This window comes from Paenarthrobacter aurescens, assembly GCF_025421775.1.
Taxonomy (GTDB): Bacteria; Actinomycetota; Actinomycetes; order Actinomycetales; family Micrococcaceae; genus Arthrobacter; species Arthrobacter aurescens_B.
This window is the reverse complement of record NZ_JAOEFX010000005.1, coordinates 143,106-158,940: the sequence shown is the minus strand read 5'-3', so window position 1 is coordinate 158,940 and position 15,835 is coordinate 143,106. Positions and strand designations below refer to the sequence as shown.

Genomic DNA, 15,835 nt, shown 5'->3' with positions numbered 1-15,835 from the left:
GGGTAGGCGCGGAAACCGGAGCTTTCAATGGCGTGTCGCGGATTCGGCATCCGCTGCGAACCTTCCCCGTCCCTCAGGATCCTAGTTCGCCGCGGCGTTGCGGTTGCCTGTCCGCCAGCGAATGCCGGCATCGATGAAGTCGTCAATATCGCCGTCCAGCACTGCAGAAGTATTGCCCACCTCGTGTTCGGTGCGCAGGTCCTTAACCATCTGATACGGATTGAGCACATAGGAGCGCATCTGGTCTCCCCAGGAAGCTTTGACGTCCCCAGCCAGGGCCTTCTTTTCGGCATCCTGTTGTTCCTTCTTAACCAACAGCAAGCGTGATTGAAGCACGCGCATAGCCGCTGCCCGGTTCTGAAGCTGGGACTTTTCGTTCTGCATCGAGACCACTATGCCCGTGGGAATGTGCGTCAACCGCACGGCAGAGTCAGTGGTATTGACTGACTGGCCGCCGGGACCCGAGGACCGGAACACGTCGACGCGGATTTCGTTATCGGGAATCTCGATGGAATCTGTCTGTTCAATCAACGGAATAACTTCGACGGCTGCAAAGGACGTCTGGCGGCGACCTTGGTTGTCGAAGGGGCTGATGCGAACCAGCCGGTGCGTGCCAGCTTCGACACTCAGAGTGCCGAAGGCGTACGGTGCCTTGACTTCGAAGGTTGCGGATTTCAGCCCTGCCTCTTCGGCGTAGGAGGTGTCCATCACGGTGGTCGGATAGCCATGGCGTTCGGCCCACCGCAAGTACATCCTCATCAGCATCTCGGCGAAATCGGCAGCGTCGACGCCACCCGCTCCAGCCCTGATGGTGACAACAGCTTCGCGTTCATCGTATTCGCCGGACAACAACGTTGTGATTTCGAGTTCTGCCAAGGCTTTGCGGATGGATGACAGTTCCTTGGCCGCTTCCGCCATCGAGTCCTCATCGCCCTCGTCCTGCCCCAGTTCCACGAGGACCTCGAGGTCGTCAATACGGGACGCGAGCCTGGAAAGGCGTTCAACTTCGGACTGCCGGTGCGACAACCGCGAGGTGATTACTTGAGCTGAAGCTGGGTCATCCCAAAGGTCCGGGGCTCCTGCTTGCTCGCTCAGTTCGGCGATCTCAGCTTTGAGCGCATCAACATCCGTGACGTTCTCAATGGAGCTGTAAGTTGCGCGAAGTGCGCGGATTTCTGCGGGAAAATCTATCTCAGCCATGGTCATCCCAGCGTACGCTATCCACCGCACTCCCTATCCACCGTGTTCCCCTAACGTCGTCCCTCCCCGATTGCCTGAGCATTACTGCGTCAGCGACGAACGAGCCGTCGATCTGGCCTCAACGACGATCCCTTCGGGCAACAGAAAGCTGATCACGGGAGGATGGGCAACAGCCGTTAGAACTACCACGGCCGTGCCGCCAGGCTCGCTGCCCGTACCGGCGGCGACAACCAAATGGTCGTGCCGGGAATAGGCATCACTGCTGACCAGGTGGGAACCCGCGGCCGTTACAACGCGCTGGTCCACCAGCGATGGGGATGGCAGACTTCCTCCTCCAAGCTCCCCCACCATGAACGAGTCGGCGGCGGTGAGGGCGGCCCCGTCCGCCAGGGACAGCAGCTTCTTGTGCTCCAGGTAGATCGCTGATGCACCCATGACCACGGTGGCCAGGAGCAGGGCCAACACCACGAAACCAACAATGAGAACTGACATCTGGCCGTCTTCGCGGGGGTTCACACCGGGCGGAGACTCTGTCATCGGTAGCGCCCCACAACCTGCGTGGCGGACGCACTCAACCTGCTGGCATTCAGGTGCAAAGAGTCCCCGAACGGCACCATGGGCAAGGGAACATCCAAGCCGACTGTTACGGTCACTCGTGCTCCTGCTGCCAAACAGTCTGCTCTATCGCACGAAATCTCAACTTGGGCTTGGTCCGGTGGGTGGCCGTAGTCCTTGAGGGCAATGAGGACCGTACGCTCCGCGGCGATCCTCGCACCGGCTGCGTCTTCATGAGTCACGAAGACCTTTGCGGCCTGGTCTGCAGCTCCGACAACCGCAAAGGACCCACCCTGGATCTGGCCTACTGTGACCACGAAATAGACCACCGGAACCATGAGCAGAAGCGCCAGGAAAGTAAACTCCACGACGGCACTGCCCTGTTGCCCTTCAGAAGTTCCGGCACCGGCCGGCCGTTCTTTGGATGGGCCCGCGGGCAGGCAGAGCGCCTCACGCAATGTTTGCCGGAAGGCGGTCAGCCCTGTTTTGTGCAGCCTAGCCAAGGAGAGCGGCATGTCCCTTTACCTCCATCACTCCGCCGGGGCCCACCAGCCCGACAATCGGGAAAGGTGCCTTCACGGTTACCTCCAAGGTGCGGACTCCATCGTCGGTGGTCACGGAAGAGGCAACATCGCGGGCAAAATCCTGATTCAGGGCCATGGCAATCAGCTCCGTCGTCCGGGCTCGGGCATCTGCCGGGGTGCGGTCCGCCAATGCGCCGTAGCGCGCTCCGGATGCAGCGGCGTCGATGAGCGTGTTCCGGACGTGCAACACCAACGTAAGTTGGACAATAGCCATGAAGAACACCGTCAGTAATGCTCCGACCAGGACGAAATCGACAACGGCAGATCCGCGCTCGTCGGCGACTCTCCACCGGTGGTGGGGCACAATCCTCGGAGCCACGGCGCGGACGCGCCGCATTCCTTATTTGCCCACCTTGCTCATCGCCTGGTTAAAGAGGTCCTGCAACGCTGGTGTCGCAATCGCGAGAAGCCCGGCGACAAGGACAGCCGACATTAAAGTAATCATGACCCAACCAGGGACGTCACCGCGCTCGCGGTCTTCCCGCGGCGGTACCGCACCCCGGGTGATCGCCATCAGCCGTGGCGTGCGGCAAAGGACAGAAATGGACGTGGCGGACAGTTTTCCTGCGATTCTTTTCATGGTTCTCCTCTAAGACGATTTGTGCGGTATGCGGTTGTTACCGGATGGATTGAAGTGGTGCTGTGGAGGACTTGTTTGCGGGCACTACATGCTCATTTCCAGAGCGGCGACGGCAGGAAAGGCAGCGAATACGACCGTAAGAGGAAGCACTCCGAAGACAAGCGGCACCATCATGGCAATCTCTTTCCTGCCCGCGGACTCCATGAGGTCACGCTTGGCGGCATCCCTGACATCGGCAGCCTGTGCGCGGAGGACGTCGGCCAACGGCGTCCCTCGTTCAACAGCGACCACCAGACCGTCAAAGAACCTGGCCAACGGAGGCAGCTCCGACCTTGAAGAGAAGGCCTGAAGTGCCTCTGCCAATGGTTTCCCGGACCGTGTGTCAGCCAGGACCACCGTGAATTCTGCGGAAAGCTCACCCCGGGAACTGCGACTCACCCTGTCCATGGCCCCCATGGCGCTCTCGCCTGCGGCCACGGCGAGTGCCATAAGTTCCGCGAGGCTTGGAAATTCAGACATCATGGCTGATTCGCGCCGCTTGATCTTTCGTCCCAGCACATAGTCGCGGAGCAGGTAGCCTGCGATTGCGCCGCCTACTACCGAAACCAACGAGAGCGCCGGGCTGAATTGCCCGGCAGCTGCGCTGACAGCGACCACGAGCACCGACAGCACGAAACCTGCGCCTGCCCAGAGGAGTTGCTCTGCCCGGAAATCCAGCGTCGACTTTGACGAACCGGCACGCGCGAGCCTCTTTCCGAGCGCCGCGGACCCGATGTTGAAGCGGGACAGATAGGTGATGGCGTCGCCCATGATCGGGCGGAGTATTCTCTCCAACGGCCCAAATGGCGTGAGGTTGTGCGCTGGTGTGTGCAGAAGCCGCGATTCCAAACTACGGAACTTCAGTTGGGGTTCGATGCGGTCCGAGAACGTTCTCCCCCGCATGAAATGGAGTCGAACCAGGATCAACCAGCAGCCCGTCCCAAGGAGCAGTCCACACAGCACGGCGAGAGCCGTCGACGTGCTCATCGAAGGACCCTTTCGTCCTCAGGCAATGCCCCAACGCGAAGCATCACGGAATAGCAGAAGACGGAAACCAACAGCCCTCCGAGCAAGACCATGATCCCCACGCCGGAGTTGTAGGCAAGCATTGCCTCGGGCCGGCTTGCCATGACAACCAGCACGATCCAAGGCGCTGCAACAGCGAGCCGGGCCGCGTTGATGGTCCATGACTGCCGGGCTTCAAGCTCACTGCGGGTGCGGGCGCTGTCCCGGAGGAACTCGGAGAGTGTGCCCAGCATGCGCCCCAAGTCCGACCCACCAACTTCTCGGGTCATACGCAACGCCTCTATGATTCGGTCGGCCACCGGGTCGGCCAGCCGTTGTTTGAGCCTGTTGAGCGCGGCCTCAAAGTGCCCGCCGGATCTGTAGTCGGCCCCAAAATCCAGGAACAACGGCCTTAGCTCTTCGGGCCCTTTGCGTCCCAGTTGAATTAGCGCCTCGGGTAGGGCAAGACCGGCGCGGATGGCTGACCGCAAATGATCCACAACGTCAGGCCACAGCAGTCGCAGTGCTGCCCGGCGCTTCCGTGCCCGCCAACGGACGGTGGCAAACGGAATCCAGGAGCCGAACAAGGCGAAGCACATGGCAACTGGCGGCGAGCCCGTGAGAATGAAGAACAGGAGTAGTGCGAAGACGCCAAAGCCGGCGCAGGTAAGGAGTAGTCCTCCGCCCGTTACTTTCTCAATTCCTGCCGACATGAGCAGAAGATCCAGGCGTCGGGCCTTGGCTGCTTTCGTTTCCGCCGGCGGCTGCACCCACGCGGACCACCAGATAAGGAATACTCCCAATCCACCCACGATGCCGAGAAGCGGTGCCATCAGTTCAGCTCCAGAAGCGCTGCAACATCGAAGCCGGCGCGGGCGAACTTCTCAGCGGCCGGCATCGAGTTGCCCCTGGGCTGCAGTTGGCCGGCGACCATGCCGAACACACCTGAGGATTCGATGATCCCGTTTTCGACCCTCCGTCCCAGCGAGAGGATTTCTGTCACTTGCCTGCGCCCTGTTGAGTGGCGACTGCAGTGCACTACGAGATCTATGCAGGATGCCACCGTAGGCACCACGAAGGCACTGGAAATATTTGCACCGGCAAGCAACGGGAGGGTGCAGATCTTGGTCACGGCGTCATGCGCGGAATTGGCGTGCACAGTACACATACCAGGAAGCCCTGAATTAAGTGCGATCAACATGTCGAGGCTTTCCGCTTCCCGGACCTCTCCCACTACCAACCGGTCCGGCCGCATACGCAGCGCTTCCTTAACCAAGCGGCGAAGGGGAATTTCGCCCCCACCCTCCAGGTTGGGTTGGCGGCACTGCAACCCGACCACGTCGCGCAGTGGGAGTTGCAGTTCGAAGATTTCCTCGACCGTGATGACTCGTTCACGGGAACCAACGTGTGCGGCCAGGCAGTTCAACATAGTGGTCTTCCCGGCCTGCGTAGCACCGGAAACCAGAATGTTGAGTCCGCTGGCCACTGCCGCACCCAGGAACCGGGCCGCTTGGGGCGTCAGGCTTCCGAGCTCGACCAAGTGCTCCAGGCGGCTGGCCCTCGCGATAAATTTCCTGATGTTGACGGCCCAGTGCTTACGGGTGATGTCAGGGATGGCTACGTGCAGCCTGGAGCCGTCCGGGAGTGCGGCATCAACGAATGGTGACGAGAGATCAAGCCTGCGCCCGGAGCTCTTAAGCATTCGTTCCACGAGGTCGCGGACCTGCTGCTCACTGAGGCTGATGGCCGTCAACTCGGATTCACCATTCCGTGCCACGTAGACCTCGTGCGGCGAGTTGATCCACACCTCTTCTATTGCGGCATCGTCCAGAAGTGGTTGCAGAGGACCGAACCCCGCCACGGCATCGAAGATATGTCGGCGGGCAGCCTCAAGATGCCCCAGAGGGGGAAGCGGGCCTAACAGCGCCCGTTCGTCGTAGTCGTTGACGGCCGCTTCCACAAGCCGCCTGACATCCGCAGCCTGCTCAAGAGGATCCAGACCCCGACGTCGAATAAGCTCGCGGACTTCTCCCTCCACGATCCTTACAGCATCCACATCTTCCCCCAACGATCATGAGCCCGAAAAACGAGAGGCATATCTCGAGTCACTTACGCTAAGCGAGCTGTTGTGCCCCCTCAAGTCACTTGCGATTGTGTGTGGATAACCCGGAATCACCAGTCACGACAGCATCCTCAATCCCACTAGTCACTCCAGTTTCAGGATGTTAGGGTAAAGGCCGTTAGGAGCTGGCCTTTGGTCTCATGCGCAGGCGCCCGCCCCGGAGCTTGTCCGCAAGCCACCCCATGCGCCGCTGAGCCGCGGTACAGGGCCGGATGTGAAGATGAAAAGACGTTCGAGTGAACCGTCCCGCCGTATCCCGCTGGCCCGGGCCGGTCTGGCGCTGACGATCGCCCTCGTAGCAGGCAGCTGCCTTGGATCGCCCGCCTGGGCAGAAACACAAGGTCCACGCCCAGCTCCAGCGCCGGCAGGGCAGGAAACAAACCCGGCGCCGGGACCCGGGCCCACAGGGAACGACACCACCACGATGCCCTCAGGCGTCCAGACTCCCGCTGGGACAGAGGCGACCGAACAGCAACAGCAGCTACCCGCCGTCGAGCCTTCACCCGGGACTGCACCGCTGCCCGCAGCGGAACCTACGAAGGCTCCCGAATCGCAGCTTCCCAAGGCGCAGGCAATGCCCGGCAACGCCCCGGACGCAGAAGCCATGAAAGCAGCCATGCGGGCAGCCATCCCCGCGGGCGGCGCGGAAATGGGACAACGGTCCCCCCGGGTGCTGGCAGCACAAAAAGGCAACGGCACCCCGGCGGCCCCAGGCGCACGGGCCATCGGAAGCGCAGTCAGTGCTGCGATCCCCATGGCAGCCGATCCTGGCCACTGGCGTCCGACCATCGGCGTCGCCGGACAGGACGTCAGCGCCCATCAACCCAACATCAACTGGCAGAGCCAATGGAACCAAGGATCCCGCTGGGCATACGTCAAGGCATCCGAAGGCAACTACTACCTCAACGAGCAATACACCCAGCAGTACAACGGATCCCGCAATGTAGGCATGGTGCGGGGCGCCTATCACTTCGCCATCCCCAATTGGTCCTCAGGTGCTGACCAGGCAAGGTATTTCGTGGCGAACGGTGGTGGCTGGACGGCTGACGGATACACCCTCCCGCCCGTCTTGGACATCGAGTACAACCCCTATGCTGGCCGCACCATCAACGGGTTCTACTTCGGCAACACTTGCTACGACATGTCCAAGGCGCAGTTGGGACAGTGGGCAGCCGACTTCGGCAACACCGTCAAAGCCCTGACCGGCCGCTTCCCCGTCATCTACAGCACCACCGATTGGTGGAACACCTGCGTGGGCAACTCCACGTTCGGAAGTTACCCCCTGTGGATCGCCTCATATTGGAACAACCCAACAAACTCACCGGGCTCAATGCCGGCCAGTTGGGGCAATTACACGATGTGGCAGTACAGCAGCACTGGACCCTTCGAAGGCGATTCAAACATTTTCAACGGCAGCTATGACCAGCTAAGGACATTTGCCCGGGGAGTTTCCTACCCCTCAAACCCATCCATCAAATCCGCCGCCGACGTCCTCGCTACCACCCCCGCGGGAGGGTTGGATGCCTTCCCTGCCAGCGGGTCCGGTCGAATCACCGGACCCGTAGCGATTGGTTCGGGGTGGGCAGGCGCGAAGTCCCTTTACGTCGTGGATTGGAACCAGGACGGAGTCCAGGACATCCTTTCCCAGTGGTCCGACGGGACACTAAAGGTATTCCGGGGCGCCCCGGGCGGAAGCTTCTACGCGCCGATCCAGGTCGGTTCCGGGTGGCAGGAAATGTCCCTGACAGTCGGGTGGTGGAACTCCAAGGATGCCTATCCGGGCGTCATCGGACAGGACTACCTGGGCAATTTGTACCGGTACCCGAACAGCAGCGGCGGCGGTTTGGGGAACGGAGTCCTGATTGGAACTGGGTTCAGCGGTCACCAACTGAACCAGATCGACTTCGATGGAGACGGTAACCAGGACATCGTGACACGCACCGCTGACGGCACCCTCCGCTTGTTCCGCTCCAATGGAGTGGGCAGCTTCGTCAGCGAGCCGGGCAGGGTCATCGGATCCGGGTGGACCGGCATGACGTCAGTGAGCTCATCGGTCAACTTCAATGGCGCGGACTCCCAAGGGCTTCATGCCCGGGCCTCCAACGGAGACCTCTACTATTACCCTGCCGGCTCTGGAAGCTGGGGCAACCGCAGCCTCGTCGGTCTGGGGTGGAACGACGCAAGCCTGATCAGCGGGGCCCCGATTGATGTGGAGACAACCCTTGGCGTTGACCAGGAGGACGTCCTTGCAGTCCGTCCCGACGCCAATCTCTACCGGTACCCGGGAACCGGCACCACCGCGCTACTCCCTGAAGACCTCATCGGAACCGGCTGGGCCGGCCTGAAGGCTGGTTTCGTCACGGACTGGAACGGTGACGGCGCCTTGGACATCGTGGCGCACTGGTCCGACGGCCGGTTGAACGTCTACCCCGGCAGGAACGGCAGTGGCTTTGGGACCGCGATCGCCCTTGGCAGCAATTGGAAGGGCTGGACCCTGAGCGTCGGTACTTGGAAGAAGGCCGATGCCCATCCCGGGATCGTCGGGTATGACTCCACCGGCCGGCTCTACTATTTCAACAACCCGACCGGAAAAGCGGTTTCCACCGGCGTTTCCATCGGCGTTGGCTGGACTGGACTGGACATCGTTCAAATGGACTTCGACAAAGATTCCTACGCCGACCTCCTGGTTAAAACAAGCACAGGCGACCTTAGGCTGTATCGCTCAAACGGCACCGGCAATTTCGTGCAGGAAGCTGCGGGCGTGGTGGGAACCGGGTGGAACGTGATTTCGAGTTTCAGCGCGGTGCGCGGATTCTCCGGCACCGGTTCAACCGGCATCATCGCACGGACCACCATTGGAGAACTGCGGTATTACCCCGTGGGTTCCAACCGGTCCTGGGGAACGCCAACCAAGATCGGCACGGGCTGGAACAACCTCACTATCCTGGCCCCGGCCGCCAGATAGCAGCCGGACCACGCGGCTCGAATGCCAATGCGCCGTGAGGGCCTGCCCAAGGTAATTCTCCCTGGACAGGCCCTCACGGCGTCAGCACCCGGCCAACTGCGAAATCAATATTATGCAAGCAATGCATTCATGGCATTAACAAGCGTGGTCTCTACGCCATTGGTGCCCGCTTTGAAATGCGCCAAGTGCCCATACACGGTCATTGAGCCACCGGCAATTCCCGGGAAATCCGGCTCCCAGCCGCCTTCGTAGCTTCCAAGGGGCATGAACGGCGGGAAGAATTCGTTGCTTGGGATATAGCAGCACGATTCATTTGCGTATCCCCCAACAATTATTCCGTTGGTTCCACCGTTTCTGCCCCGGAAGTAAGCAGCGTATCCACTGACTAATTCCCCGCCGATCATGGCGATCTTCAATTGTGGGCTGCCGTTGAATTTCCACACCTGGAAGGGTGAGGGAACCGAGGTGTCCACACTGTTGCTGTCAATGCGCCCGATCATCACCTGCGCGTGCCGCTGGTACCACTGGGGTTGGCCATTGGGGTTCGCCAGGCGGGCAACATAGGATGCACGCACAGCGGCGAGATTGCCGGCTGTCGGCGTGATGTCCAACGGCAGCTGGACTTCCTGGTAGCGCGTGACCATGGGCCCGCTGAGCGCACGCCCGGCAGACTGCATGTTCGAATGCACCGTCGCCCCCAATGCGTCTCCGTGTTGGTCCCTGAGTTCCCAACTCCGGACTCCTCCCGGGTCCTGGTCACCGGCCGGACCTTGGATGAACATCGCGAAGCAGTCCGGGTTACGGTTTTCGATGTAGTTGCATGCGCCGGCTGCAAAATCACCGTCAAAGAGAGTGCGCAGGCCCGCGCTGATCGGGTGGCATCCATAGCTGAAAATCACGGCGGCCGGCGTGCCGTTGCCGCGTCTTGCCACAAGGATGGGAACGGCCGTCTCCGTGTACGGCAGGCCTACCCGGTTGGCGGAAAAGTTCTGCGTTGAAACCTTGTAGTCGAAGGTCACCGCCGTTTCGTTCGCGTCCAAGGCCTCTTGCGCGAGATCCACAATCGTGTCTTCAAGGTCTGAGCTGTAAGACCGCACCAGGCCAAGGTCCGCCAGTCCGTACGCCATGAACGGATGAAGGGTGTCAATGAGGGCAGGCCCGTTGTGCGTGTGTGTCGCCTGAATGAGGATATCGCTGCTGGACCAATCCGCAAGCCCAATGATCCGGTCGCGGATCCGTTGGTGCATTGCCCGCGGTAACGCCAGAACGTCCAAGCTGATAATGATGTGGGGATGGGCGTCTTCCCAGATGAGGATTGCCCGAGCGTACAGGGGCTCGAACGGCGAACTGCTGGTGGCTTCGCGTCCGCCATCGGTAGAACCATATCCGGCCATATAGGGATTGGTGCTCAGCGACGGCGTTATGTCAGCGCTTGCAGTTCCTACTCTAAACGCCATAAAAGATCACTCCTTGATTGTGCGCAACGGGTGATCTTCCTTTGCCCCCAAACAAAGTCAGTTTCCCAAAATACGCTGAACAGCCAATACGTGAGACCACCTTCATTAGACCATGTGATCCCGTTGATTTGTGTGGTTGCCGGGGATAAATATCGCCCTGTCAAGCGCCATCCTGGTTCGAAAATTGACGTCAGGATATGCCTTGATTCAGGGCTTAGCCCGGCACCGCGGTCTTGAGCCACCTCGTGAGCAGCACAGCTTGCGGAGCCAAGGGGGCCAGCGTCAAGGCGCCCTTGACTACGGGTATCCCATAGGCGGCGAGAGATGCTGCCAGAGTCCTGTGATCTGTCCTCGTGCATGCTTTGATGATGCGCAGGCATAGCGCGGAAGCCTGGCCAGTAGCCGCCCCCGCCGCCACGGCCGCATTCACGGCAGCCGTTTCTTCGGGAGTCAGGACATGGGGTCCGCTCCCGACGTATACCACCTGGCAATCTGTGACGTGCATGTACCGCGTCGATGCCCAAACCTCTTCGAGGCTCGAAAATTTGCCGATGAGGCTGCCATCCGCCGCCGTGCACGTAAATTGGTATCGGATCAGAGGTTCCGGACGCTCAATGGGAATCTTGTCATCGTTCGCGACAACAGGCGCCATATCAAGTGCGGCTGGTTGGGAAGTATCTACTTTGGTTCCTGAACAACCGGCCAAGGCTAAAGTTGCCACACCGAGTTGAAGAACACTGCGCCTGCGCATGTCCACCGAGGGATCCCCACTTCATTCGGATGCTCCCCAGCTCCGCATGCATTGGTTATTCGCCCCAAGCCGTCTCCGGCTGCGTCTTACTACATCTTCCCCCAAATTCCGCATTTGTCACTAGTAAAGTTCTGGCCGGTTTCAAGCTCAACGTTTTTGCCGGCCTCAGGCACTCCTCCGCTGGCAACCACAGAACCATCCGGAGCGGTGAGGGACCAAGAACATTCGCTGGCTGAAGCGCCCGGCTTAAGGAGCTGAACTTCCCCGGGCTCCACGCTTTCACCCACGAGGTGGCTGCCGTCTCCCACCCTCGTACCTTGAGCCCAGGCGGCAATAATGTTTCCCTGCGGAGCGTCCGGACAAAATGCGGCCGCCGCGAGCAAAGTCCCGTGACTTGCCTCCTCGAATCCCCCAGGTCCGGTTTCATCGCTGATCCGGGTGCACAGGCGGAGTACATCCACCATGGTGGCAAGGCCATCCTCTGCTGCTGCCCCCTGCGACGCAGCTGTGGAAATCGCTTCAGCCTCACGGGGCGTGGGAAGGAATGGCTCGTCACCTGCGAAAGTCACTTCGCAGGAGTCCATTCGTGTGTAGTTGTTGGCGGCCCAAACTTCGGCGAGACTCGACAACTGGACTTCCGGCGAAGCGTCAAGGCTTGTGCAACGGTAGGAGAACCGTCCCGGTTCGTCGTCGCCTGCCGTCGGCCCGTCGTCGGCAGTGGGGGCGCTGGCTGTAGTGGACGACGGCGTTCCGCTGGGTTCCGCGGTAACGCCGGCACTGCTCGATGCCGGCGTGCTGCCTCCGGTGGTTGGCTGGCTTGAGGGGGCCGTGCAGGCGACCAACAGCATCACCATCGGCACCGCCATCGGGAACAGTCTGCGCATTGTGACCTCCACCTCAATCGTGCGGTGCCCGGCTTGCGCGGTCAAGATGGCGGGCTCTTAGCGTCCTACACGGGACGTTTCGGGAATTCACTAGTGACAAATGTGAAAATTGGTGGAAGATGGACGTAGACGCAGCCGGAAACGGCGTGGGGCGAATAACCAATGCATGCGGAGCTGGGGAGCATCCGAATGAAGTGGGGATCCCTCGGTGGACACGCGCAAACGCAGTGTTCTTCAGCTTGGTTTGGCATGTCTTGCCTTCGCCGGTCGCTCAAGAACCTTTTCCAAGACACCCCGACCCTCCGCCCTCGGCAGGGTGGTTGACGGACGGCAACGCCACAAGCTGACGGCAGTTCTGGCAACGGCCAGCCTTGCAACGGCAGCCCTCACCGGCGTGCTCACTGCAGGCCCGGCCTTGGCGGACCAGGCACGACAAACGGTGGCCACCGGCCTGACCAAGGCCACCGGAACTTTGGTGGACCCGGACGGACGGCTTTGGGTTTCGGATGCACGCGCGGGCTTCTGCCGCGTGACAGAAGCCTCCGGCGCTACGGCCGGTGGACTCGAAACTGACACGTGCCTTGGGGGAACCCTGCCTGGTCATGAGAGCGGCCCTGCCGTGGCAGGCACTCCCGCCCTCATCGATCCGTCTCCCGCCAGCCACGGCGATGGCGACGAAATCGCTTTCATCCCGGATGCCGCCGTCGGAAGTTCCGATGTAGTCCGAGCACTCTGGAACCCGGACAACGGTGTCTTCGACTACGACGGCGCACTGACCATCTTCGACGGCGACCTTCGGCCGAATGCCGTCAGCGACGGCCCTGATGGCAACATCTACTTGTCGTTTGCCAATGCTCGCTCCATCGTCAAGATAGTGAATCCCACTGCTCTCCATCCGAGCATCGAATCCATAGCCTCGGTCAATTCCAGTTCGCTTAGCCTCGCTGCCACGCACCGCAATAGTGCAGGCAACGTGGTGGTCTATGTGGCCGAAACCACGGGGTTGACCGTCTTCACGGCACCCGATGACGGTGTGCTGACCAATTTCGTTCCAGCACCTCTCTATAACGTCGGTAAGCCTACGGCCATCTACTACGACTGGGAATCGCCTTTGGTTCTCTACACCGGAACGGGTGGGGGAACCACCACCGCCGACGCCGGCAAGGACACCATCTCCCGGATCGATTTGAGCACGGACACCGTAGACAACCAATGGGCCCTGGGATTCAGCAAAGTCGGGGGGCTGGCCATGCGGGCCGGCAAACTTCTGGTGATGGAAGATCCGGGACAACTGGATCCGGCGAAGCCCGCTGAACGCGGCAGGTTACTCACGTTGGGCGGAGTAGTACCTTCCATCGTCAGCGGTCCGACGGCGGCGAACGGAACCCAGGCGGCCAACCCGGCATTCACCAACGATTCCACTCCGACGTTCGCGGTGGCCTCGACCCCTCCAGGCGGCGCTCTTGAATGCAGCCTCCAACTCAGCACTGCCACGCCGGTCTGGCAGGTGTGTTCCAGTGGCAGCTTTACACCGTCGACGGCCTTGGCCAACGGCGCCTACACGTTCTCGGTGCGGGCAGCGCCGTCGGGCCTTCCCGTCTCGCGGGCTTTCACCGTCGACGTGACCGCGCCCGGCACACCAGTGATTACGTCACCCGCGGCTGGAGCGACAGTCAACGGAGCGCCAGTCCTGGGCGTCACCTCGGACCCGGATTCAACGTTGTCCTGCTCCGTCGATTCGACCACGACGTTTACGGCCTGCACCAACGGGTACGTCTTCAATCTCGCCACGGCAGGCCAGCACGTACTTCGGGTGCGGGCCACCGACATGGCCGGTAATGTCAGCGCACTGGCCTCGGTAACCGTGACTGCCGACCTGACCGCACCGCAGGTGTCCATCAGTTCACCTGCAGAGGGCGCAACAGTCGGCATCTCACCATCCTTCGCGTTTGCTTCCTCCTCCCCGGATATTGCGGGATTCAGGTGCAAGCTCGGGACCAACGCGTATACGGCGTGCACCTCACCCAAGACGTACACGAACGTTCCAAGCGGTCCCGTCACGTTCACGGTGGAAGCCAGGGACAATGCGGGAAATATCTCCACGGCTTCAAGGAACGTGACTGTCTTTGCTCCTGATACGTCGGCTCCCGTAGTGTCCGTGGATCCGGCTGGAGGAACGTACGGTGCCGGCAAGACCATTGCCTTGTCGGTCAATGAAGCTGCCACCATCTACGTGACGACCAACGGTACGACGCCCACGACATCCAGCCCCGTGTACTCGGGACCGATGCCGTTGACGTCCATGACGCTGAAGTACTTCGCGCGGGACACCGCAGGAAATTCCTCAGCTGTGGCCACCCAGACATACGTGCTGGACAACTCTGCACCAGCTCTCACGGTGGCTCCCGCTGCCGGAGGCTATGCCTCGGGACAACTTGTCACGATGTCTTCCAGCGAACCCGGAAGCATCTTCTACACAACCGATGGCACAACACCCGCAACCAGTGCCTCGGGTAGCACCAAGGCCTACACTGCCGCGTTTGCACTGACCGCCAACACCACCGTGAAGGCCCTCGCTGTTGATGCCTATGGAAACGCTTCGGCGGTCACCACCCGTGCTTACACGGTTCTTGATACAACTCCCCCGGTAGTCACTGTGACGCCACCCGCGGGCAGCTACCCTGCCAACCAGCAGATCACGCTCACGGCCAATGAGCCGGGATCCAGTATCTACTTCACCACCAACGGAACAAACCCGACGGCCACAGCCGCAAACAAGTACTCCACGGCCATTACCCTGACAACGGCGATGACACTGAAGTACTTCGCAGTGGATGCCTCCAACAACAGTTCGGCAATCGTCACCCAGGCTTACACGGTGACAGCTCCTCCGGCCAACACCTGGAAGGACTACACCGGTGACGCCAAGAACGATGTGGTGGCACGCGACAACGGCGGCACCCTCTGGCTCTACCCGGGTAACGGCACCGGTGGTTGGCTGACCCAACGTTCGCTCGGCACTGGCTGGAACTCGCTGAATGCAATTGTCCCCACGAAAGACTTCAATGGGGACGGACGCAGTGATGTCCTGGCAAGGGATACGAATGGCGTTCTCTGGCTGTACCCGGGAAATGGCACCGGCGGTCTCCAAGCACGCGTTCAGGCCGGGACCGGGTGGACTGGCATGACGCTGATCCTGGCACCGGGCGACTTCAGCGGCGATGGAAAGGCTGATGTTCTCGCAAGGAATTCTGCGGGCGTCCTGTGGCTATACCGTGGAAACGGCACGGGCGGATTCGCGTCAAGCGCCCAGGTTGGCACAGGTTGGAATGCCATGAACGCCATTCTGAGTACGGGCGATTTCAATGGCGACAGCAAGACCGACGTCCTGGCCAGGGACACGTCAGGCATCCTGTGGCTGTATCCAGGCAACGGGACGGGCGGGTGGCTCAACAGGGTTCAGGTCGGAAGCGGCTGGAGTGGCATGACCGCCATCCTTGGGCCAGGCGACTTCAACGGCGATGGCAAGAACGATGTCCTTGCCCGGGACGCCGGTGGAAACCTCTTCCTGTATCCCGGGAACGGAACATCCGGATGGCTCTCCCGCAGCCAGGTCGGTTGGGGCTGGGGAGGATTCACTTCCCTTCCTTAGAACCACATAAAAAAGGGGGAGGGACCGGACGCCAAGGGTCC

General features: G+C 61.0%; 13 protein-coding genes. 2 read left to right on the top strand and 11 right to left on the bottom strand.

Annotated elements, in window-relative coordinates; genetic code table 11:
• Positions 1–81: 81 nt before the first annotated feature.
• The 8 genes from prfB to N7568_RS12415 form a co-directional block, all read right to left on the bottom strand.
• Positions 82–1,200, bottom strand: a complete 1,119-nt coding sequence (gene prfB, locus N7568_RS12450; RefSeq protein WP_159733764.1) for a peptide chain release factor 2 — start codon at positions 1,198–1,200, stop codon at positions 82–84.
• Between the two features lie 81 nt (positions 1,201–1,281).
• Positions 1,282–1,737 carry a pilus assembly protein TadG-related protein gene (locus N7568_RS12445; protein ID WP_261610136.1) on the bottom strand — a complete coding sequence of 152 codons (456 nt, stop codon included), beginning with the start codon at positions 1,735–1,737 and terminating at the stop codon, positions 1,282–1,284.
• A complete protein-coding gene (locus N7568_RS12440; RefSeq protein WP_261610135.1) occupies positions 1,734–2,270 on the bottom strand; it encodes a hypothetical protein in 537 nt (178 codons plus the stop codon). Before N7568_RS12440 ends, N7568_RS12445 begins: the two co-directional genes overlap by 4 nt.
• The gene (locus tag N7568_RS12435) at positions 2,251–2,676 is read right to left on the bottom strand and encodes a TadE/TadG family type IV pilus assembly protein (protein ID WP_261610134.1); all 426 of its coding nucleotides are present in this window, start codon (positions 2,674–2,676) and stop codon (positions 2,251–2,253) included. The genes N7568_RS12440 and N7568_RS12435 overlap by 20 nt, the downstream gene beginning before the upstream one ends.
• Before the next feature lie 3 nt (positions 2,677–2,679).
• Positions 2,680–2,919: a hypothetical protein gene (locus N7568_RS12430; RefSeq protein ID WP_261610333.1), complete on the bottom strand. Its 240-nt coding sequence runs from the start codon at positions 2,917–2,919 to the stop codon at positions 2,680–2,682.
• A gap of 84 nt (positions 2,920–3,003) precedes the next feature.
• The gene (locus N7568_RS12425; RefSeq protein ID WP_261610133.1) at positions 3,004–3,945 is read right to left on the bottom strand and encodes a type II secretion system F family protein; all 942 of its coding nucleotides are present in this window, start codon (positions 3,943–3,945) and stop codon (positions 3,004–3,006) included.
• On the bottom strand, positions 3,942–4,796 hold the full coding sequence (locus tag N7568_RS12420) for a type II secretion system F family protein (RefSeq protein WP_261610132.1): 855 nt from the start codon (positions 4,794–4,796) through the stop codon (positions 3,942–3,944). The genes N7568_RS12425 and N7568_RS12420 overlap by 4 nt, the downstream gene beginning before the upstream one ends.
• On the bottom strand, positions 4,796–6,019 hold the full coding sequence (locus N7568_RS12415) for a CpaF family protein (RefSeq protein WP_261610131.1): 1,224 nt from the start codon (positions 6,017–6,019) through the stop codon (positions 4,796–4,798). The genes N7568_RS12420 and N7568_RS12415 overlap by 1 nt, the downstream gene beginning before the upstream one ends.
• A gap of 286 nt (positions 6,020–6,305) precedes the next feature.
• On the opposite strand from N7568_RS12415, the gene N7568_RS12410 reads away from it, so the two are divergent.
• Entirely contained in the window at positions 6,306–9,050 is a 2,745-nt protein-coding gene (locus N7568_RS12410; RefSeq protein WP_261610130.1) for a GH25 family lysozyme, read from the top strand.
• A 110-nt stretch (positions 9,051–9,160) separates the two neighbouring features.
• On the opposite strand, the gene N7568_RS12405 is transcribed toward N7568_RS12410, so the two are convergent.
• The 3 genes from N7568_RS12405 to N7568_RS12395 all read right to left on the bottom strand — a co-directional run bounded on the left by N7568_RS12405 (position 9,161) and on the right by N7568_RS12395 (position 12,142).
• On the bottom strand, positions 9,161–10,507 hold the full coding sequence (locus N7568_RS12405) for a hypothetical protein (RefSeq protein WP_261610129.1): 1,347 nt from the start codon (positions 10,505–10,507) through the stop codon (positions 9,161–9,163).
• A 214-nt stretch (positions 10,508–10,721) separates the two neighbouring features.
• Entirely contained in the window at positions 10,722–11,159 is a 438-nt protein-coding gene (locus N7568_RS12400; RefSeq protein WP_261610128.1) for a hypothetical protein, read from the bottom strand.
• A gap of 188 nt (positions 11,160–11,347) precedes the next feature.
• Positions 11,348–12,142: a hypothetical protein gene (locus N7568_RS12395; protein ID WP_261610127.1), complete on the bottom strand. Its 795-nt coding sequence runs from the start codon at positions 12,140–12,142 to the stop codon at positions 11,348–11,350.
• Positions 12,143–12,350: 208 nt separating this feature from the next.
• On the opposite strand from N7568_RS12395, the gene N7568_RS12390 reads away from it, so the two are divergent.
• The gene (locus N7568_RS12390; protein WP_261610126.1) at positions 12,351–15,794 is read left to right on the top strand and encodes a chitobiase/beta-hexosaminidase C-terminal domain-containing protein; all 3,444 of its coding nucleotides are present in this window, start codon (positions 12,351–12,353) and stop codon (positions 15,792–15,794) included.
• Positions 15,795–15,835: the final 41 nt, after the last annotated feature.

Bases quoted from the DNA above. Each gene is read 5' to 3' on its own strand.
- N7568_RS12410 (WP_261610130.1), top strand. From the start codon at position 6,306: ATGAAAAGACGTTCGAGTGAACCGTCCCGCCGTATCCCGCTGGCCCGG.
- N7568_RS12445 (WP_261610136.1), bottom strand. From the start codon at position 1,737: ATGACAGAGTCTCCGCCCGGTGTGAACCCCCGCGAAGACGGCCAGATG.
- N7568_RS12395 (WP_261610127.1), bottom strand. From the start codon at position 12,142: ATGCGCAGACTGTTCCCGATGGCGGTGCCGATGGTGATGCTGTTGGTC.
- N7568_RS12435 (WP_261610134.1), bottom strand. From the start codon at position 2,676: ATGCGGCGCGTCCGCGCCGTGGCTCCGAGGATTGTGCCCCACCACCGG.
- N7568_RS12430 (WP_261610333.1), bottom strand. From the start codon at position 2,919: ATGAAAAGAATCGCAGGAAAACTGTCCGCCACGTCCATTTCTGTCCTT.
- N7568_RS12420 (WP_261610132.1), bottom strand. From the start codon at position 4,796: ATGGCACCGCTTCTCGGCATCGTGGGTGGATTGGGAGTATTCCTTATC.
- N7568_RS12405 (WP_261610129.1), bottom strand. From the start codon at position 10,507: ATGGCGTTTAGAGTAGGAACTGCAAGCGCTGACATAACGCCGTCGCTG.
- prfB (WP_159733764.1), bottom strand. From the start codon at position 1,200: ATGGCTGAGATAGATTTTCCCGCAGAAATCCGCGCACTTCGCGCAACT.
- N7568_RS12440 (WP_261610135.1), bottom strand. From the start codon at position 2,270: ATGCCGCTCTCCTTGGCTAGGCTGCACAAAACAGGGCTGACCGCCTTC.
- N7568_RS12400 (WP_261610128.1), bottom strand. From the start codon at position 11,159: ATGGCGCCTGTTGTCGCGAACGATGACAAGATTCCCATTGAGCGTCCG.
- N7568_RS12425 (WP_261610133.1), bottom strand. From the start codon at position 3,945: ATGAGCACGTCGACGGCTCTCGCCGTGCTGTGTGGACTGCTCCTTGGG.